The 20,033-nt window shown below is 53.3% G+C and carries 13 protein-coding genes; 10 read left to right on the forward strand and 3 right to left on the reverse strand.

Annotation, left to right across the window (positions count from 1 at the left end; genetic code table 11):
- Positions 1–10: 10 nt before the first annotated feature.
- Positions 11–907: an AraC family transcriptional regulator gene (locus NSU01_RS08220; protein WP_042134687.1), complete on the reverse strand. Its 897-nt coding sequence runs from the start codon at positions 905–907 to the stop codon at positions 11–13.
- A gap of 347 nt (positions 908–1,254) precedes the next feature.
- Between NSU01_RS08220 and NSU01_RS08225 the strand changes: the two genes are divergently transcribed.
- The 5 genes from NSU01_RS08225 to NSU01_RS08245 all read left to right on the forward strand — a co-directional run bounded on the left by NSU01_RS08225 (position 1,255) and on the right by NSU01_RS08245 (position 10,676).
- Positions 1,255–4,638 carry a DUF5107 domain-containing protein gene (locus tag NSU01_RS08225; protein WP_076242500.1) on the forward strand — a complete coding sequence of 1,128 codons (3,384 nt, stop codon included), beginning with the start codon at positions 1,255–1,257 and terminating at the stop codon, positions 4,636–4,638.
- Between the two features lie 37 nt (positions 4,639–4,675).
- Positions 4,676–6,436, forward strand: a complete 1,761-nt coding sequence (locus NSU01_RS08230) for a glycoside hydrolase family 2 (RefSeq protein ID WP_076242501.1) — start codon at positions 4,676–4,678, stop codon at positions 6,434–6,436.
- Between the two features lie 16 nt (positions 6,437–6,452).
- On the forward strand, positions 6,453–8,813 hold the full coding sequence (locus NSU01_RS08235) for a beta-galactosidase (protein ID WP_076242502.1): 2,361 nt from the start codon (positions 6,453–6,455) through the stop codon (positions 8,811–8,813).
- A 31-nt stretch (positions 8,814–8,844) separates the two neighbouring features.
- A complete protein-coding gene (locus NSU01_RS08240; protein WP_076242503.1) occupies positions 8,845–10,131 on the forward strand; it encodes a cellulase-like family protein in 1,287 nt (428 codons plus the stop codon).
- Between the two features lie 146 nt (positions 10,132–10,277).
- Positions 10,278–10,676, forward strand: coding sequence for a DUF488 family protein (locus tag NSU01_RS08245; RefSeq protein WP_042134697.1), 399 nt, complete (start codon positions 10,278–10,280; stop codon positions 10,674–10,676).
- Positions 10,677–10,769: 93 nt separating this feature from the next.
- On the opposite strand, the gene hmpA is transcribed toward NSU01_RS08245, so the two are convergent.
- Positions 10,770–11,951, reverse strand: a complete 1,182-nt coding sequence (gene hmpA / locus NSU01_RS08250; protein ID WP_076242833.1) for an NO-inducible flavohemoprotein — start codon at positions 11,949–11,951, stop codon at positions 10,770–10,772.
- A gap of 422 nt (positions 11,952–12,373) precedes the next feature.
- Here hmpA and NSU01_RS08255 point away from each other — a divergent pair, with 422 nt between their 5' ends.
- Positions 12,374–12,910: an Rrf2 family transcriptional regulator gene (locus tag NSU01_RS08255; protein ID WP_042233669.1), complete on the forward strand. Its 537-nt coding sequence runs from the start codon at positions 12,374–12,376 to the stop codon at positions 12,908–12,910.
- Here NSU01_RS08255 and NSU01_RS08260 read toward each other — a convergent pair.
- On the reverse strand, positions 12,819–13,235 hold the full coding sequence (locus tag NSU01_RS08260; protein ID WP_076242504.1) for a hypothetical protein: 417 nt from the start codon (positions 13,233–13,235) through the stop codon (positions 12,819–12,821). The two genes, NSU01_RS08255 and NSU01_RS08260, sit on opposite strands and share 92 nt — an antisense overlap.
- A 289-nt stretch (positions 13,236–13,524) precedes the next feature.
- On the opposite strand from NSU01_RS08260, the gene NSU01_RS08265 reads away from it, so the two are divergent.
- From NSU01_RS08265 to narI, 4 genes are read left to right on the forward strand one after another with little or no spacing between them, the layout of a single operon-like run.
- Positions 13,525–17,199: a nitrate reductase subunit alpha gene (locus NSU01_RS08265; protein WP_076242505.1), complete on the forward strand. Its 3,675-nt coding sequence runs from the start codon at positions 13,525–13,527 to the stop codon at positions 17,197–17,199.
- Positions 17,189–18,772: a nitrate reductase subunit beta gene (narH, locus tag NSU01_RS08270; protein WP_076242506.1), complete on the forward strand. Its 1,584-nt coding sequence runs from the start codon at positions 17,189–17,191 to the stop codon at positions 18,770–18,772. Before NSU01_RS08265 ends, narH begins: the two co-directional genes overlap by 11 nt.
- Positions 18,765–19,331, forward strand: a complete 567-nt coding sequence (narJ, locus tag NSU01_RS08275; protein WP_039308160.1) for a nitrate reductase molybdenum cofactor assembly chaperone — start codon at positions 18,765–18,767, stop codon at positions 19,329–19,331. The genes narH and narJ overlap by 8 nt, the downstream gene beginning before the upstream one ends.
- On the forward strand, positions 19,328–20,014 hold the full coding sequence (gene narI / locus NSU01_RS08280; RefSeq protein ID WP_042134707.1) for a respiratory nitrate reductase subunit gamma: 687 nt from the start codon (positions 19,328–19,330) through the stop codon (positions 20,012–20,014). Before narJ ends, narI begins: the two co-directional genes overlap by 4 nt.
- Positions 20,015–20,033: the final 19 nt, after the last annotated feature.

The following is a 20,033-nucleotide window of genomic DNA, read 5'->3' on the forward strand; positions in this document are numbered from 1 at the left end:
TGAAGGAATGTTAGCCCTTTGGTATTTTCCGGTAGCTTGAAGGAGAGAAGCCCGAAATCTTCTTAAAGAGCCGGGAGAAATAATAAGGATCATGAATACCCACGGCCGAGCTGACCTCTTTAATGCTCAGTTCAGTAAGATCCAGAAGATGACCTGCCCGCTGGATCTTGAGCCGCAGGAAATATTCAATCGGAGAGACTCCGGTTTCGGAATTAAACAAATAGATCAGATGCTGTTTCGATACTCCTACATGGTTAGCCAGCTCAATGAGTGAAATGGAGCCGCCCATGTGTCCATTCATGTATTGAACCGCCTGCTCCAGATAAGTTTCGCGTTTCTTCTCTTGTGCGGATTTCCCGGCGCTCAGGCCAATTCCGGAGAGCAGCTGCCTTACGGTCTGCGCAACATGTATATGTGTAGTCAGGGCATAAGTCCGTTCGGCCAGCATCTCAAAGGCAGGGACGAACCATTCAATTAAACGGGCTTTACCGCTTGGTGATAATGAGAGGGGAGCATTAGATAAACCGAACAGCTGCACCAGTCTATTCGCGTGGCTTCCTTTGAAATGAAACCAGTAGATACTCCAGGGGTTCTCCTGCATTGCCCCATACCTGTGTGCGGTTTCGGGAGGAATAATCATCATGTCTCCCTGCTGCAGGTGCATGCGTTCTCCATGATTCAGCTCGATCCAGCCCGCTCCGGCTTCGCAAAAGATAAAGATATGCGACGGGCTGCCTTCCAGGCGTTCCCTGAAATGATACTGGGCGTTAGGGAAATAACCGATGTCCGTAATAAATAAGGAAGCAGTCAGCTCCTCCTGCTCCAGCTCCTTCATCCAGTATTCCGGAAGCACATATAGCTTCTCCTCGACAAACCCTTCAGGCTTGCGAATATGGTCATGACTCATTTCTGCTGCCCTCCCCCTGTTAAGGGAATATATAGAATCACTAAGCAATAAACGAAAAGCGAATAGGAACGGAGGGGAAATTTGGAACTGTAGGAGCGGTAGCGACCGCCTTTGTCACCGGATTTCAAACCGCGGACAGCGGCAATAATCAAGAAATCTGGTGACAACAGCGGCCGGAAGTCCAAATGTTCACCGTAGTGACGAACACGCTTTAAGTTTAATGCTTTTGGGCTTCTCATATATTTTCGAATAAGAATATAATCCATCACTTCCCGCATTTCGTCAATTGGAACCTTCCCCGGCAGACGCTAAAGTATAACTATCAAGACTAGGGAGGCAGTTCAAGCATGAAGCAAGAAGCTGTAGAGCATACATTGGAGGCGGCTCCAGCCGGGTCTGGCGGAATCCAAGTTCAGGTATGGGAGACAAGTGTGTTGATTCCTACGTATGAGGCGGGAGAAGCTGACCCCAATCCTATGTTTCTGGAGAAAAGAGTCTATCAGGGAAGCTCAGGCCGCGTGTATCCTCACCCGGTAATCGAGTCCATCTCGGATGTGAAGGCCGATAAAAACTACAAGCTGGTGATCCTGGAGAATGAATACGTCCGGATTGAAATTATGCCGGAAATTGGCGGCAGAATCTACCGGGCTCTCGACAAGACCAATAATTACGACTTCGTCTACTATAACCGGGTCATCAAGCCGGCACTCGTTGGCCTGGCCGGGCCGTGGATTTCCGGGGGGATTGAATTCAACTGGCCGCAGCATCACCGCCCGAATACCTTCGGTCCGGTAGAATACCGGTATGAGCAAACCGAAGATGGAAGCGCTACAGTATGGGTCAGTGAAATTGACCGGATGTACGGCACCAAGGTTACCGCCGCCTTCAAGCTATATCCGGGCAAAGCTTACCTGGAGATTAATGCTCAAGTTTACAACCGGACACCTCAGCCGCAGACCTTCCTGTGGTGGGCGAATCCGGCGGTGGCGGTCAATGATCATACGCAATCGGTGTTTCCTCCGGATGTAACTGCCGTATTCGACCATGGCAAGCGCGATGTATCCCGGTTCCCGATCGCGACCGGCACCTATTACAAACAGGATTATTCGGAAGGTGTAGATATTTCCCGCTACAAGAATATCCCGGTTCCGACTTCTTATATGGCTTATAAATCCGATTATAATTTCGTCGGCGGCTATGATCACGGCGTAGAAGCTGGGCTGCTGCATGTGGCGAATCATCATGTTTCGCCCGGCAAGAAGCAATGGACCTGGGGCAATGGAGAGTTCGGCCAGGCGTGGGACCGTCAGTTGACCGATGAGGATGGCCCGTACATTGAGCTTATGACTGGCGTATACACGGACAACCAGCCTGACTTTACCTGGCTGCAGCCTTATGAGGAGAAGACCTTCGCGCAATATTTCATGCCTTACAAGCAAATTGGGGTCGTGAAAAATGCTTCAATTGACGCAGCTGTCAACTTGGAGATTGATGCTGAATCCGGTCAGGCATTGGTTAAGGTGTATGCGACCTCAAAGCTGGAGCAGGCAGTCGTAGAACTTAGCGGGGCAGCCAACTGCTACCTGCGTGAGACGGTGGATGTGTCCCCGGTGGATGTGTATCAGACAGTTATAACACTGGAGAACGGTGAGCAGGAGCATGACTTGAAGCTGTCCGTCCGGAATGCGGAAGGCCGACTGCTGATCTCCTATCAGCCGAAACGTCCGGATATTGAGCGTATTCCCGATGCTGCCAAGCCGCTCGCGGCGCCGGAAGAGCTGCGTTCAGCAGAGGAGCTGTATCTGGCAGGCCAGCATCTGGAGCAATACCGGCACGCTACGTTCGAGCCGGAAGCCTACTATCTGGAGGGCTTGAAGCGGGACAGCGGAGATATCCGGCTGAATGTGGCATATGGAATCCTGCTGCTGCGCCGCGGACTTTACAAGGACGGTGAGCAGCATTTCCGCAAAGCGATCGAGCGGTTGACCTGGCGGAACCCTAACCCTTATGACAGCGAGGCTTACTATCAGCTGGGTGCCGCACTTCGCGGCCAGAACCGTTTGGACGAGGCCTATACTGCTTTTCACAAATCAGTCTGGTCGGCAGCCTGGCAGGATGCAGGTTACTTCTCTCTGGCGCAAATTTCAAGTCACAAGGGAGAGTATGCGGAAGCGCTTGACCAGGCGGAACGTTCGCTGATCCGCAATTCACGCAATTACAAAGCCCGTAATCTGAAGGCAGCTATGCTCCGCAAGCTTGGATTATTGGAGCAGGCCAAGGCATTCGCTATGGAAACTATGGGTCTGGATATCGCTGATTTCGGTGCCTATAACGAGCTGGCGCTGGCACTGCGTGCACTGGAAAACACTGCTGGTGCTGAAAAGGTTCTGTCCGAACTGCATCTGCTTATGCGCAGGGACGCACACAACTATCTTAATCTGATCTCAGACTATATGGACAGCGGCCTGCTGCCAGAAGCCATTGAGATTGGCGAAAGAGCTGTTCCTGCCGGAAGCTCCGTGTATCCGGTGCTGCATTACGCTCTTGGAGAGCTGTATGCACGTACTGGGCAGCTTCAGAAGGCGGAAGAGCAGCGCCGTGCCGGCCAGTCCGCAGATCCAGCCTATTGCTTCCCTAACACTTTGTTTGAGCTGGCACTGCTGGAGAGCACCGTTGAGGCCAGTCCGGAAGATGACAAGGCGCATTACTATCTGGGCAACTTCTTTTATGATAAAAAACGCCCGGAGGAGGCTATCGCAAGCTGGGAGCGTTCACGGGAGCTTCGGGGGGATTACGCTACAGTTCACCGTAACCTGGGACTCGCCTATTTCAACAAGCAGGATAACCGGCAGGCGGCCATGGCTTCGCTTGAGCAAGCGTACGCCTGCTCACCGGAAGATGTGCGGATACTGTTTGAACTGGACCAGCTCCGCAAGAAGCTGGCCTGGACCTCAGCAGAGCGCCTCGCCATTCTTGAAACGAAGCGCGGCCAGGTGGAGCGGCGTGATGATCTTTTCGTCGAATATGTTACGCTGCTTAACAATCTTGAACGGTATGATGAAGCTCTCGCAGCCTTAAGCTCACGGAATTTCCACCCTTGGGAAGGCGGGGAAGGCAAAGTAACCGGACAATACAAGTTCGCCCATACGGAGCTTGGCAAACAGCATCTGCAGGCTGGACTTTACGGGGAAGCGGTTGCCCGCTTCAAGCAGGCTCTCGTCTATCCGCTGAATCTGGGTGAAGGCAAGCTGGAGGGTGCCCGGGAGAACAATATCTACTATTACCTCGGTATGGCCTACGAAGCTCTGCAGCAGAAACAAGAAGCCGTCGCCAGTTATGCCATAGCTTCACAGGGACTGGATGAACCGGCAAGCGCGATGTTCTACAACGATCAGCCGCCGGAAATGATTTTCTACCAGGGGCTGGCGTGGCTGAAGCTGCATAATGAGAAGGAAGCCAAACGCCGCTTCAATAAACTGATTGATTATGCGGAGAAGCATATTTTTGATGAGATCAAAATGGACTACTTTGCGGTGTCGCTGCCGGACTTCCTGGTATTTGAGGATAACCTGGACCGCCGCAATGTGATTCACTGCCGGTATATGCGCGGACTGGGATTGCTTGGACTCGGACGTACCCTAGAAGCTGCTGAGGAGCTGGAAACGGCTCTATCCATGGAGCCTAATCATCAAGGTGCGATGATTCACCGCCGCTTATGTGTACAGAAGTGAAGGGTCAGATCGGGTTAGAATACACAGGTGAAAGGACGTGGGTATCCTGATTAATGAAGGGCGTTACACTGCAAGACTGGAAGAGGGCTGGAAGTTCCAGCCCGGTCCTGTAACCCGAGGCGAGCAGGAAGGATGGCAGGCTTCAGGCTTGCCGTCCCCGGTTACGGTCTCCGTTCCGCATACCTGGAATGTACAGGAGGGTCTGGAGGAATACCGCGGGGCAGGCTGGTATGAACAAATGTTAACAGTCCCTGACGAGTGGAAGGACTGCCGGATACGGCTTTCCTTTGAAGGGGCTTACCGCGATACGGATATCTGGGTTAATGGTGTAGAGGCAGGCAGCCACTACAATTCCGGCTATACCCCATTTGAAGCGGATCTGACCCCATATATTCATGCGGGAGGCGGGAACCGGCTTGTGATTCGAGTGGACAACAGCAACAGTGACGTGGCGTTGCCCCAGGGCAACAGCTTTGACTGGGCCGATGACGGCGGGCTGATCCGGCCGGTAACGCTTGTCGTCACAGGATTGGCGTCCATTCAGCAGCTCAAGGAGGTTGATTTGTGGCATTTTGACCATCCGGACTTGTATGAGCTTGAGATTGTACTGCGCACTGGGGATCAGGTCCAGGACCGGGTAGTCCGCCCGTTTGGCTTCCGGGAGATTGTCGTGAAGGGACATGAGCTGTGGCTGAACCGCGAACCGGTCCGGCTGATGGGTGTGGAGTGGATGCCTGGTTCGAATCCGGCGGCTGGAATGGCTGAGAAGCAGGCGGATCTGATTGCGATGCTTGAGCGGTTGAAGGAAGCGAATTGTGTCATTACACGATTCCACTGGCAGCAGGGAAATGATTTGCTGGACTGGTGTGACCGCAATGGCCTGCTGGTTCAGGAGGAAATTCCTCATTGGCAGCAGCCGGCAGAGCCGGGGAAGGAGACCTTCGCGCTTGCCCTGTCTCAAGCCAGGGAGATGATTGGCAGTCATGCGCATCATCCGTGTATCTTTGCCTGGGGGATGGGGAATGAGCTGGATGGCCAGTCTGCCGTGACCCTGCATTATATGGAGCAGCTGAAGGCGGAACTTCTGCAGCTGGACCCGAGCCGGCTGATCAATTATGTAAGCAACAGTGTTCTTTATCAGCCTGACAGGGATGCCACTGGTGCGGGTGATCTGCTGATGTGGAACGAATATATCGGAACGTGGCATGGCGATTTGGATGAGCATAAGGTCATCCGGCAGATTATTGCCGATTACCCAGATAAGCCCATTGTTGTGGCTGAATATGGGCTTTGTGAGCCGGTGTTTGAAGGCGGGGACGCCAGAAGAACCGGGTTGCTTATCGAAAAAACAGAAATCTACCGCCAGTATCCCCAGTTCGCGGCGTTAATCTTCTTCAGCCTAAATGATTACCGTACGCAAATGGGCGAAGAGGGTGAAGGGAAGCTGAAGCAGCGGATCCATGGTTCTGTAGACATTTACAACCGGGTGAAGCCGTCGTTTGCTGCCTTGCGTGAGATCTCTTCACCGCTCTTGCTGGTAGAGCTACCAGTCTGGCACGACGGAGCGCTTGAGGTAACCCTGACATGCCGGAAGGATATTCCCAGCTATGCCGTGCGGGATTATTATTTAACGGTGTCCTCAGCAGGCGAGGAAGGAACCAGATTAGTCATTCCAGATATGCAGCCGGGAGATCTCCTGACCTTGAACCTCCCTGTGCAACCAGCGCCCGGACAGCAGCAAGTGCTTACCGTGTATCGGCCGAACGGGTTTAGTGTAGTTGAACGGGAATTGAACTAAGGAGAGTCAGACCTTTATGAAGAACTACCCGATCAAAGTAAATGATGATAAAAAGAATATATTCTCAGGTCATATTAAGCTTGGCGGCGTGAACCCTTCGGGCGAACGGATCAGCTTTACGAACTATTATATGGAGAAGAACGGGGAGCCGTTTTTTGGTGTGTGCGGTGAATTCCATTTCTCCCGGTATGATGAAGCCTACTGGGAAGATGAGATTATTAAGATGAAGATGGGTGGCGTTAACATCGTCACGACTTATATTTTCTGGAATTTGCATGAAGAAATCGAAGGCATATATGAATGGGCAGGCAATAAAGACTTGCGCCGGTTCATTCAGCTGTGTGATCAGCATGGACTTTATGTCATGATCCGCATCGGCCCCTTCTGTCACGGGGAAATGAGAAGCGGCGGCATGCCGGATTGGCTGTTCGGACGCCCGTTTGAGGTCCGCTCCAATGATGAAGGGTATCTGGCCTATGTAAGGAGGCTGTATGCGGAAATCGGTTTGCAGGTGCAGGCCTTGTTGTACAAAGAGGGAGGGCCGATTATCGGCACACAGATCGAGAATGAGCATAACCATTCCTCGGCACAGTGGGGCCTTACCACCGGCATTAACAATATGTGGCTGAATGGCGGCAGCGGCGGGAATGAGCACATGCTGCTGCTAAGAGATCTGGCGATTGAGTCGGGAATCGATACGCCTATTTATACATGTACTGGCTGGGGCGGCGCTACGACACCAGTACCGGATATGCTCCCATTATGGGGCGGATATGCGTACTGGCCGTGGATTTATTATGAAACAGACCGCTTCGACGGGATTAAGGAGCATCCGGCGACACCGGAGTATATTTTCCGCGACAAACATAATAACGAACTTCCAAAGAGCTATAATTTCGAGCCCTTCTACCAGCCGGAAGACTATCCGTATGCCTGTTGTGAGATGGGCGGCGGGATGGTTCAGTTCTATAAATACCGGTTCGAGTTTCCGTATAACAGTGTTCCGGCCATGTCTGTCATGAAGACAGCGGAGGGCTGCAATATGCTCGGATACTATATGTACCACGGGGGTAGCAATCCTAAGGGAAAGGTGAATCCGTTCACGAACGATCTGGCGACACCGAAGATTTCCTATGATTTCAATGCGATGATTGGCGAATTCGGACAAGTGCGCGAATCGTACAAGCGGACGAAGCTGCAGCATTATTTGTTCACCGGGTTCCAGAATCAGTTCGCTTTGACCAAGACGATTCTGCCGGGGGACACCTCCGGGCAAGATCCGTACGATGTGAGTGAATTACGCTATGCCATCCGTTCACATGAAGGCTCCGGCTTCCTGTTCCTGAATAATTTCCAGGATCATGTGGAGAATCATGATCTGCAGGATATGAACGTCAGCATTGAGCTTCCCGGTGAGACGATAACGATTCCCGCTCAAGGTGAGCTGACGCTGGGCAGCGAGAGCTTTGCGATTCTGCCGTATAACTTCGATCTGGCCGGTATTACGCTGAAATATGCAACCGCGCAGCTGATTACGAAGCTGGATGTGGAAGAAGAAGTGTATTATTTCTTCTTTGTGCCGGAAGGAATGAAGGGCAGTTATGCGCTGCAATCGGACGATGTGGCGGGTATTGAGACCGAAGTCGGTCATACCAGGCAGCTTGATGATCTGACGATCATTGAAGTGGAAGAGCAGACTTCGGGCATCGTGCGTCTTGTGTCTGCTGCAGGCAAGAAAGTTGTCATCTACACTATGACGGATAAGCAGAGCCTCGGGTTCTGGAAAACCGAAGTCCGCGGCAAGCAGCGTGTCCTGTTCACGGACTCGAATCTGCTCGTATCGGGGGATGAGATTAAGCTGGAATCCACGGATCGGGAGGAAGTCACGCTAAGTGTGTTCCCTGATTTTGAAGCTGGTTTAGGTTCGGTATCGGGCGGAGAGCTGGTGGAAGCATCAAAGGACGGTTTATTCACAACCTACAAACTGCTCGCACCGAAGAAAGATATTGCTTTTACATGGACGAAGGTCAAGGAAGAACGGGCGGTTCTTGAATTCGCATCCGGCTCTCTGGACGGTGTCAAAGAAGCCTTGCTCCAAATAGATTATACCGGCGATATCGGCTATGCCTTCATTGACGGTGATCTCATTAATGATAACTTCTGCAACAACACGACTTGGGAAATCGGACTCAAGCGGTTTGAAGAGCGGCTGGTTGACAAGGGAATGTATCTCTATGTATCACCGATCCGCAAAGGGACTGTCGTGAACAGTAATACGACAATGGCAGGCTGGAATGAGACCGCTGCTGAGCTGATTGCCTATATTGCTTCCATTCGTGCAGTTCCTGTGTATGAGCTTGTGATTAGAACGGAATAAGACGCGAATCCCCAAATTAGGAGTGATAATAATGAATTCAGTCATTCAAAAGTTACCGCGCAAACTGACCATCACCATGTGGGATTTCTCCTGGTACACGATGACCCTGCCCGGCGAGCCTTATCACGATTTGGCCGCACGCTTCCAGGAAGCGGTGGATAGAGGCTACAATACGGTCCGGATCTGTGCGATGCCGTTCTTATTGTTCACGGCGGAAGGTAAACGGCCGGGACCGCTGCATTTCGGCAGCCTAGGAGAAGTAGGGCAGCGGACACGCTGGTATAATTGCCGGGGCGGTGCCGAGCTGGACGGGCATGCCCACCTGCTGGAGCTGTTCAGGCAGGCCAAGGCACATGGCGTCTACATCATGCTGTCTTCCTGGGAATATCAGCAGAGTCCGAGCTTCCTGGCGTATCCCGCGCTGCGCGACGAACTGGCCGCTATCGCTCCTAAGGAACGATTTATGGCAATCGCCAGCTCCATGGATCAGCTCATCCGGTTGGTTAAAGAAGAAGGCTTCGCCAGTCAAATCGTCTATGCAGAGCTGCATAACGAGGTGGAATTCGGACAGCTTACCGCTGTCGGCGTGGAGCAGGGAATCGGAGAAACGGATACGCCTAAGCTGGTAGAAGCGATGCAGCCTTACATAGAAGAAGCGGTGGATTATCTCCGGGCACAGCATCCCGACATCCTGATAACGGCCAGCTATACGCTGAATGAAGCCTATCCGAAGGCTTATGTGGCCCGCAATATGCAGGTCGCCCATTATCATCTCTATATTAAAGGCGTATTAAATGAACTCATGGATGCAGCCGGATTAAATGATGAACAAATGTCATTTCCGAACGCCTTTGTCCGGTCTTTATTAAGAGAGGATGCACCTCCCTTTGAGAAGTGGACACTGCCGGCAGGGCAGGAATGGCGGATGGAGGGCAATCCGGTCGGGATGAAGCTCATCTACCTGCATGATTGGGCCGATCCGGACCGGTGGGACCTCTATTTATATGACCGTTACGGTGCCCATAAGCTGGCTATGCTGCAAAAAGCGGATATGCGCCTGGAAGAAGCCCATGAGTGGGCCTCGCATTCCGGCATACCAGTCGTTATAGGTGAAGGTTATGTCGGTTATACCCCGCTGCATGCAGGTTTCGAGGAAGGACCGGTCGGCAAATTCATTGCCGAGTATTCGCTGCGCAAAGGTATGGCGCTGGGCTTCTGGGGAATGACGTTATGCTCCAACTGTGCACCGCATCATCCATTCTGGAACGACATCGCCTGGCAGCAGAAGTGGAACCGTTTCATTCTTGAGGCGGAATAGCTGCTGCATATGGGCAGCCCTGCCTTGCTTGCTACGGTATTGCAATCTTACGGACAGCCTGTCACTGGCAGGGCAATTTGCCCCATGGTATATTGAGTGTACTAAACAACGGTTCGTTCCAGTATGGGTAACAGGAGGGAGACTAGATGTTGGAGCATTCCTGCCGGAGGTCAGCTGACCTTCCTTACTCTATATATCTTAAGCGCGTTTATGAGCCGGCTGCTCCGGGGGACGGGTACCGGATACTGGTGGACAGGCTATGGCCGCGGGGAATTACGAAGCAGCAGGCTGCCATAGACGAGTGGATGAAGGAGCTTGCTCCAAGCCCCGGGCTGCGCCAATGGTTCGGCCATATACCAGAGCGGTTTGCGGCATTCAGTAACAGCTATATCCGGGAGCTGGAGGAAGATCCGGCGCGGGGAAGACTTGCTGCGGAGATCGCAGAATTGGCGCTGGCGCAGGACGTTACACTGATATATGCCGCGAAGGACCCTATACACAATCATGCGCAGGTACTATATAAATGGCTGCTTTCCCGTCAATAAGCACACGGACCGCCCCGAATCGTAATGATTTGGAAGGCGGTCCGTGTGCTTTTTGGTATACCGGGTTCATGGGCTGCGTACTTAGCCCGCAATCTATCTGCTGCTCAATTGAAGTGCCGGTCCGAAGAACTCGTAATGAATCTGTGATTCTTCCATTCCGAGCTTGAGTAATTCTCCGATCATCGCTTCCATAAAAGGTACAGGTCCGCAAACATACGCATCGCCGGTAATGTCCACATAACTCTTCAGAATCTCACCTGTAATGACGCCGTCCGGACCGCCGGAGTAGAAGAATCTGGTCTTGACGCTGCTCATGGCAGCCGCATGTCTGTCGATATCCCGGCGGAAGGCGGCAAGCGCCTCGTTCCGCGCGGAATGGAGGAATACCGCCGGCCGGTCCGGTGTTACTGCGGCAACTGCCTCGAACATGCTCATCATGGGGGTAATACCTACGCCGCCGGAGATGAACGCTACAGGTGTGGTTTTGGTAACATCGAGCAGAAATTCGCCTGCCGGAGCGCTGACTTCAACAATGTCTCCTTCGTTCACCTGGTTATGAAGATAGACGGATACCACACCATTCGGATCATTCGTCTCTTCACGTTTCACGGAAATACGGAATTCATCTGCCCGGGGAGCCTGCGACAGGCTGTATTGGCGGATCATGGTGTATTGCTCTCCGGGAATCAGCACACGGATAGAGATGTACTGGCCCGGCTTGTAATCCGGTACGCCTAAGCCGTCCGCCGGCTTCAGATAGAACGATGTAATACTGCCGCTTTCCTGAACTTTACGCACAACGGTAAAAGGCTTGAAGAAATTCCAGCCATTGTCCTGTTCGCGCGCTTCCTTATACATGCTGTCTTCGACGCCGATAAAAGCGCCTGCAATAACTCCGTATGCTTCTTCCCAGGCTGTAAGAATCTCATCCGTTGCTGCCTCGCCCAGCACTTCCTTGATCGCCTTCAGCAGAAATTCCCCGACAATCGGATAATGCTCCGGCTTGATGCCGAGGCTGACATGCTTGTGTGCAATCTGCACTACCGCGGGCAGAATATTCTCAAGATTATCTATGTGGACTGCCGCTGCGTAGACCGCATTGGCCAGTGCCGCCTGCTGGCGGCCTTGCGCCTGGTTGGCATGGTTAAATACATTCAGCAGTTCCGGGTGGGCTTCGAACAGATTCCGGTAAAACACCGTTGTAATAGTGGTGCCGTGTTCCGCCAGGACTGGCGCTGTGGATTTGACAATGTCACGGGTTTGTTGTGATAAAATAACGGTCATCCCCTCTCCATATAGTACAAAATTAATATATACGCTTTTTAAGATAAAAGATATATTTAAAATACCACTTTAACAAAATAGACAAAAAATATGATATCATCTGTAAATAATATCACTTACATAAGGCGGAATCCGCGTTCTCTTTCTTCGCTTATGGATAAACAGCACTTAAATAATCACAATTCTTCAAAAGAGGCCAAACCGGCGTTATATAGATGCTGTTTTTCCACTTGCTTGTTTTGTTGCCGAGGGGACTTGCTAAACTTCCCTCTTGCTTGGACGTTGTATCTGTCCGTGTGACATCGAATTTCCTTGTAAAAGGCCGGCAAAGCCTGTTCTGCTTGATGGAAGCCGCTGTTCGCGGCAGCAATCCGTTGACTGCATTGCATTTGTAAACAGAATGGAGAGAAGAGATGAGGCTGACGTTATATACCGACTACTCCTTGCGAATCCTCATGTATCTCGGAGCGAAGCAGCGGGAAGAGCTGACAACTATACAGGATATCTCCAGCGCATATGGCATCTCCAAGAATCATCTGATGAAGGTCTCGCATGAACTCGGCAAGGCGGGCTATATTGAAACGGTCAGAGGGCGCGGGGGAGGGATCAGGCTTGCGCTGGCGCCGGAGAAGATCAATATCGGGGAGGTCGTGCGCCGGATGGAGGATGATTTCTATCTAGTCGAATGCTTCCATCCTTCAGGCGGCAGTTGTCCGATCTCCCCGGTGTGCGGACTCAAAGGCGTGCTGGGCAGAGCCCTGCAAGCTTATCTGCAGGTACTGGGCGAGTATACGCTTGAGGACCTGTTGATGAATAGAGATGATCTGCGTGCCATTCTGCAGGAGAGCAGCAGCCGTGCTACTCCGCGAACAGAAGACGTTCCTCATCCCGGCTATGAACCGCGTTCACTACCAGCAGTGCGTGGAACTGGTGAACCACCTCAGGAGTGAGACCTTCTTCTGCCAGCATTACTTTGACATCCTGAACTATAATCCGCAGTAAATCATGATCACGTGCAAGCTGCAGAACTGCGTCTTGCAGGCCGGGATGCTTCCCGGCCATCTCCTGATAGAATCCGTCTTCTTCCGCATCGGCGTGGCTGATAATCCGCGTCTCCCAGTACTCGATTAAATGCTCGGCGGCCTGGTGCGCCACTTCGAATTCCTTCGCTTCCAGCAGTTCCTCCATTTCTTCCGTCTTGGCTATAGCGCCGGAGAGCCCGCCCTGATGAATGGCATGGTGAGCGTGCAATTGGCGCAGTGAGGGTCCTGGCATGTTGCTTCATCCTCCCGTTTTTGTGTCAGTATAACACAGAGATTTGTAATGTAATTCCCGCTAAGGCATTCCCCGGACAAGAAAGAGGGAAGTCCCTAACAGGCCCCCTGCCGGGTACAATAAACGGCCAGAACCAAGCTTTTCTCCTCAGCGGGAAAGGCTTGTTTGCATTGGATTCAGATCGAGGGAATTCCCGAGGTTCAATAGGTGTTTCCCTAATGGGAAGCCGGGCCGGGGAGATCCATAATGGACTTAACTGAATAGATTTTGAAGGGAGTGTTCCTGAGCGATGAAGAAGAAATTCGGCCTTAACTTTTTTAAACCGGTGGAGAGCTATTCCGGGAACTGGTCCATTCTTGAAGAGAAAAACAGAGATTGGGAGAATATGTACCGCCAGCGCTGGTCTCACGATAAAGTAGTGCGCACCACTCACGGAGTCAACTGTACAGGCTCTTGCAGCTGGAAGGTGTTCGTGAAGAACGGAATCATTACCTGGGAGAACCAGCAGATTGACTATCCTTCCTGCGGGCCGGACATGCCGGAATTTGAGCCGCGCGGCTGTCCCCGCGGAGCTACCTTCTCCTGGTACGAATACAGCCCGCTGCGCGTGAAATACCCGTATATCAGAGGGAAGCTGTGGCGGCTGTGGCAGACGGCGCTCCAGGAGCATGACAATTATGTCGATGCCTGGGCCAGCATTGTTGAAGACCCTGAGAAGGCAAGCCAGTACAAGAAAGCGCGCGGGAAAGGCGGCCATATCCGTGTGGCCTGGGACGACGCGCTGCGGCTTATCTCCGCACAGCTGATCTATACAATCCGTAAATACGGCCCCGACCGGATCGCGGGCTTCACCCCGATTCCGGCTATGTCGATGGTCAGCTACGCCTCGGGGGCGCGGTTCATCTCCCTCCTCGGCGGTCAAATGCTGAGCTTCTATGACTGGTATGCCGATCTTCCTCCGGCTTCGCCGCAGATCTGGGGGGAGCAGACGGATGTGCCGGAATCTTCGGACTGGTACAACGCCGGTTACCTGATGATGTGGGGCTCTAATGTACCGCTAACCCGCACGCCGGATGCCCACTTTATGACGGAAGTACGCTATAAGGGAACCAAAGTCGTGTCGGTCGCGCCGGATCTCGCCGAGAACGTCAAATTCGCCGACAACTGGCTGGCTCCGAATCCAGGCTCGGACGCTGCGCTTGCCCAGGCCATGACGCATGTCATCCTGCAGGAGTTCTACCAGGAACGACAGGAGCCGATGTTCCTGAATTATGCGAAGCAATATACAGATATGCCGTTCCTGATTCTGCTTGACCCTCATGAGGATGCCCTGAAGGGCGGACGTTTCCTGCGGGCGAGTGATCTAGGAGATACCTCCCCGCACTCGGACTGGAAGCCGGTCATCTTCGACGAAGCAGCGGGTGAGATGATGGTTCCGAACGGTACGATGGGGCAGCGCTGGGAAGAGGGCAAGAAGTGGAACCTGATTCTCGAGCGGGAGGACGGCAGCAGGGTCGAGCCGGCCCTGACCATTGAGGGCCATGGGGAAGAGTGGACGGAAATCGTGTTCCCGTTCTTTGATAATGCGGGCAACGGCACGTTCAGACGGATGATTCCGGCCCGGACCATACGGCTCGCCGACGGCACAGAACGTTATGCCGCCACAGTCTATGATCTGATGATGAGCCAGTATGGCGTGGCGCGTACAGACAGCCCGCTTAATGCCAAGGGGTATGAGGATGAATCCTCTCCGTACACCCCGGCCTGGCAAGAGAAGATTACGACGGTGAAGGCGAGTGTCGTCGTGCAGATTGCCCGCGAATTCGCCCAGAATTCGCTGGATACGGGCGGGCGCTCCATGATCATCATGGGCGCAGGGATCAACCACTGGTTCAACAGTGATACCATCTACCGTTCCATTCTGAATCTGGTGGTGCTGACCGCTTCCCAGGGTGTTAACGGCGGCGGCTGGGCGCATTATGTCGGCCAGGAGAAATGCCGCCCGATTGAAGGCTGGTCAACGGTTGCCTTTGCCAAGGACTGGCAGGGTCCGGCACGCCAGCAGAACGCGACATCCTTCTTCTACTTTGCCACAGAGCAATGGCGTTATGAGGAGAGCGGCACTGATTCGCTGAAATCACCGACGGGCGGGGATGTAGCTTACCAGCATCCGGCGGACTATAACGTGCTGGCTGCACGTCTCGGCTGGCTGCCTTCCTTCCCGCAATTTAACAAGAACAGCCTGCTGTTCGCCGAGGAGGCTGCGCAGCAGGGGAAGAAGACGAATGCAGAGATTATCAGCCACACCGTGGAAGAGATCACCTCGCGGAAAACACGGTTTGCCGTGGAAGATCCCGGCGCACCGGAGAACTTCCCACGCTCCCTGTTCATCTGGCGCTCAAACCTGATCTCCAGCTCTGCCAAAGGGCAGGAATACTTCATGAAGCATCTGCTTGGAGCCTCCGATGGTCTCCTGGCCGAGCCGAATGAAGAGCAGAAGCCGGAGGAGATTGTCTGGCGCGGGGATGTGGAGGGCAAGCTCGACCTGATGGTTGCCCTGGATTTCCGGATGACCACCACACCGCTCTATGCGGATGTCGTGCTGCCGGCCGCAACGTGGTATGAGAAGACTGACCTGTCGTCCACCGACATGCATCCGTTTGTGCATCCGTTCAATCCGGCCGTGAATCCGCTATGGGAATCCCGTTCCGACTGGGATATCTACCGCCAATTGTCAGAGGTATTCTCCGAGATGGCGAAGTCGCAGCTGCCCGGCGTCTATAAGGATGTTGTGATGTCACCGTTGGGCCATGACTCCATCAGCGAAATTTCGCAGCCGATGGGTCTGGTCAAAGACTGGGCCAAGGGCGAAGTGCCGGCCATTCCGGGTAAAACTATGCCGAACTTCACCATTGTGGAGCGGGATTACACCCAGATTCATGACAAATACACTTCACTTGGACCGAATCTGGAAACCGGCAAGGCAGGCGCGCACGGCATCAGCTTCTCTGTCGCTGAAGAATATGAGGAACTCAAGAAGATCAGCGGCGTGCATTACGATGAATCGATTAAGAACGGACTGCCGAAGCTGCTAACCGCCCGTCAGGCCGCAGATACCATTCTTCATCTGTCTTCAGCCACCAACGGCCGCGTCTCCCAGAAGGCTTATGCTGCAGCGGAGAAGGATTCAGGTGTAGAGCTGAGGGATATCTCGGCAGACCGGGCGGCCGAGAAAATTACGTTCCAGAGCATTACCGCACAGCCGCGCGAAGTGATTCCGACCCCGGTATTCAGCGGCTCGAACAAGCAGGGACGGCGTTATTCCCCGTTCACCACGAATATTGAACGTCTCGTTCCGTTCCGGACCCTGACGGGAAGACAGCATTTCTACATTGACCATGAGATCTTCCAGCAGTTCGGCGAAGCGCTGCCGGTCTACAAGCCGACGCTGCCTCCGATGGTCTTCGGCCCGCGTGACAAGGCAGTGAAGGGCGGAACCGATGCCCTGGTTCTGAGATATCTGACACCGCACGGGAAATGGAACATCCATTCAACCTATCAGGATAACCAGCACATGCTGACATTGTTCCGGGGCGGTCCAACGGTGTGGATTAATAATGAGGATGCTGCGGCCCATCAGATTGCTGATAATGACTGGCTCGAGGTCTATAACCGCAACGGTGTCGTAACGGCACGCGCGGTAGTCAGCCACCGGATGCCGAGAGGTACCATGTTCATGTACCACGCCCAGGACAAGCACATTCAGGTGCCGGGTTCTGAAATTACGGATACGCGCGGCGGAAGCCACAATGCGCCTACCCGGATTCATCTGAAGCCTACCCAGATGGTCGGCGGATATGCACAGCTCAGCTACGGCTTCAACTACTATGGTCCGATCGGCAACCAGCGTGATGTCTACGTAGCCGTCCGCAAAATGAAGGAGGTCAACTGGCTTGAAAATTAAAGCGCAAGTGGCAATGGTAATGAACCTGGATAAATGCATCGGCTGCCACACCTGCAGCGTGACCTGCAAGACGACCTGGACGAACCGCAAGGGTGCGGAATATATGTGGTTCAATAACGTGGAAACGAAGCCCGGTATCGGTTATCCGAAACGCTGGGAGGACCAGGAGCTCTACAAGGGCGGCTGGCAGCTGCGCAAGGGGAAGCTGGAGCTGAAATCCGGCAATAAGCTGTCCAAGATCGCACTCGGCAAAATCTTCTACAACCCCGACATGCCGGAGATGAAGGATTATTATGAGCCGTGGACGTACAACTACGAGCATCTGACGAATGCGGGGGAACAAAAGCATTCCCCGGTGGCGCGGGCCCATTCCGCTGTAACCGGCGAGAAGATGGATCTGGAATGGGGACCGAACTGGGAGGATGATCTGGCGGGAGCCCATGTAACCGGCCCGCTGGACCCGAATATCCAGAAGATCGAAGAAGAAATCAAATTCAACTTCGAGAAATCGTTCATGATCTATCTGCCGCGCCTCTGTGAGCACTGCCTGAATCCAAGCTGTGTCGCCTCCTGTCCTTCCGGTGCGATGTACAAGCGGGATGAGGACGGCATTGTCCTCGTGGATCAGGAAGCCTGCCGCGGCTGGAGATACTGCATGACCGGCTGTCCGTACAAAAAAGTATATTTCAACTGGCAGACCAACAAAGCAGAGAAGTGCACCTTCTGCTTCCCGCGCGTGGAAGCCGGGCTGCCTACAGTATGCTCCGAGACCTGTACCGGCCGGATCCGCTATCTCGGGGTACTGCTGTATGACGCCGACAAGGTTCTTGAGGCGGCATCCACGCCGGACGAGAAGGATTTATACAAGGCGCAATGTGATCTGTTCCTGAACCCGCATGATCCGGAGATTATGGCGCAGGCGAGAAAAGACGGCATCTCCGAGGATTGGCTGGAAGCCGCCCAGAACTCGCCGGTCTATAAGCTGGCGATTGAGCACAAGCTGGCCTTCCCGCTTCACCCGGAATACCGCACACTGCCTATGGTGTGGTATGTACCGCCGCTTAGCCCGATTATGAATTATTTCGAAGGCAAGGATTCGCTGAAGAATCCCGATATGATCTTCCCGGCCATCGAGGAGATGCGCACACCGATCCAGTATCTGGCGAACATGCTGACGGCCGGCGACACGGAAACGGTCAAAGAAGCCCTGCAGCGGATGGCGATGATGCGCTCCTATATGCGCGCCCAGTCCACCGGCCGGGAATTCGATCTTACCCGTCTGGATCGTGTTGGCATGACCGCACAGCAGACAGAGGAAATGTACCGGCTGCTTGCGATTGCCAAATATGAAGACCGTTTCGTCATCCCGACCTCCCACAAGGAGCAGCACATGAATCCTTACCGTGCCCAAGGCTCGGCGGGTTACGGCAGCGGGATGGGAGACATGGGCTCCGGCTCCGGCTCCGGCTCCGGCTGTGACGGGTGCGGACCGGCCAGCCCTTCCGGCGACACCATGAAGACCGGCAAGGAAATGTATGAAGAGAATTTCTACGGGGGGATTTGGCGTGATTGATCTGATCAAACTGCATGATTACAAGGAATCCTTCGGTTATTTCGCCCTGCAGCTGATGTATCCGGAGAAGCTGGACTTTCATCCGGCTTTTCTGGAAGAGGCGTTTGACAGCACTCATCCGGGTTATGCCCACGTGCATGCCTATTGGAAGCAAATGCAGAGCTTCAGCCTGGATGAGATTCAGGAGAGCTATGCGGCCACCTTTGATTTTCAGAAGGACTGCGCGCTGTATATGACCTATTTCAAATTCGAGGAGGCCAAGGAACGGGGGCAGATGCTCGCCAAGCTGAAGCTTCTGTACGAAATGTTCGGCCTTGCCATGCCGGAGGGGGAGCTGCCTGATTATTTACCGCTGATGTGTGAATTTATATATGCCGCGCAGTGGCTGGAGGTCCCGGGAGCGCCGGAGAATTTCAGGATGCTGATGGCGATTCTTGAGGACGGCACCTACCATCTGCTCAAGGCGCTGGAGCGGAATGAAAGTCCCTATTACCATCTGGTTAAGGGATTGCGCGAAACCTTCAAAGCTTGTGTTGAACAGGAGGCCCTGAGTCAATGAATATGTCAGGTCAGTTTTTATGGGTCATTTTCCCCTATATGTGTCTGGTGGTCTTTATCGGCGGCCATATCTTCCGTTACCGTAAGGATCAATTCAACTGGACAGCTAAATCAAGTGAATTTATTGAAAAGAAACAGCTGAAATTCGGCAGCATTCTGTTTCATCTCGGCATTATGCCGGTTATTTTGGGCCATATCGGCGGGCTCGCTGTCCCGAAATCTTGGCTGGAGGCCGTCGGTGTGAGTGATCATCTCTACCACATCGGCGCGGTATATATCGGGGGAATCTTCGGCGCAGCTACCCTGCTCGGGATGCTGATCCTGACCTCGCGGCGCTTTACGCTGAAGAACGTCCGCCGGCTCAGCAGCGCATCGGACCTGATCGTCAACTCCCTCCTCCTGTTCATCGTGTTTATGGGGATGTACTCCACGATTGTAACGAATGCCGTACAGCCTGAGTTTGATTACCGTGATACGATTTCTGTCTGGTTCCGCGGTTTATTCATGTTCCGGCCGGACCCGTCGCTGATGGGTGAGGTGCCGTTTTCCTTCAAGCTTCACATTCTGTCAGGGTTTGCGATCTTTGCCTTTTGGCCGTTCACCCGGCTCGTCCATGTATGGAGTGTTCCGTTGAATTATGTAGGCAGAAGTTATATCCTATACAGAAGAAATAAATCGAATTAACGGAAAGAGCCGGGTGAAT

This window comes from Paenibacillus sp. FSL H8-0259 (genome assembly GCF_037963255.1).
Lineage (GTDB): Bacteria > Bacillota > Bacilli > Paenibacillales > Paenibacillaceae > Paenibacillus_AQ > Paenibacillus_AQ phytohabitans.

Excerpts from the sequence above, each read along its gene's own strand:
- NSU01_RS08220 (WP_042134687.1), bottom strand. The coding sequence starts at position 907 with ATGAGTCATGACCATATTCGCAAGCCTGAAGGGTTTGTCGAGGAGAAG.
- NSU01_RS08225 (WP_076242500.1), top strand. The coding sequence starts at position 1,255 with ATGAAGCAAGAAGCTGTAGAGCATACATTGGAGGCGGCTCCAGCCGGG.
- NSU01_RS08235 (WP_076242502.1), top strand. The coding sequence starts at position 6,453 with ATGAAGAACTACCCGATCAAAGTAAATGATGATAAAAAGAATATATTC.
- NSU01_RS08240 (WP_076242503.1), top strand. The coding sequence starts at position 8,845 with ATGAATTCAGTCATTCAAAAGTTACCGCGCAAACTGACCATCACCATG.
- NSU01_RS08245 (WP_042134697.1), top strand. The coding sequence starts at position 10,278 with ATGTTGGAGCATTCCTGCCGGAGGTCAGCTGACCTTCCTTACTCTATA.
- NSU01_RS08255 (WP_042233669.1), top strand. The coding sequence starts at position 12,374 with ATGAGGCTGACGTTATATACCGACTACTCCTTGCGAATCCTCATGTAT.
- NSU01_RS08260 (WP_076242504.1), bottom strand. The coding sequence starts at position 13,235 with ATGCCAGGACCCTCACTGCGCCAATTGCACGCTCACCATGCCATTCAT.
- NSU01_RS08265 (WP_076242505.1), top strand. The coding sequence starts at position 13,525 with ATGAAGAAGAAATTCGGCCTTAACTTTTTTAAACCGGTGGAGAGCTAT.
- narI (WP_042134707.1), top strand. The coding sequence starts at position 19,328 with ATGAATATGTCAGGTCAGTTTTTATGGGTCATTTTCCCCTATATGTGT.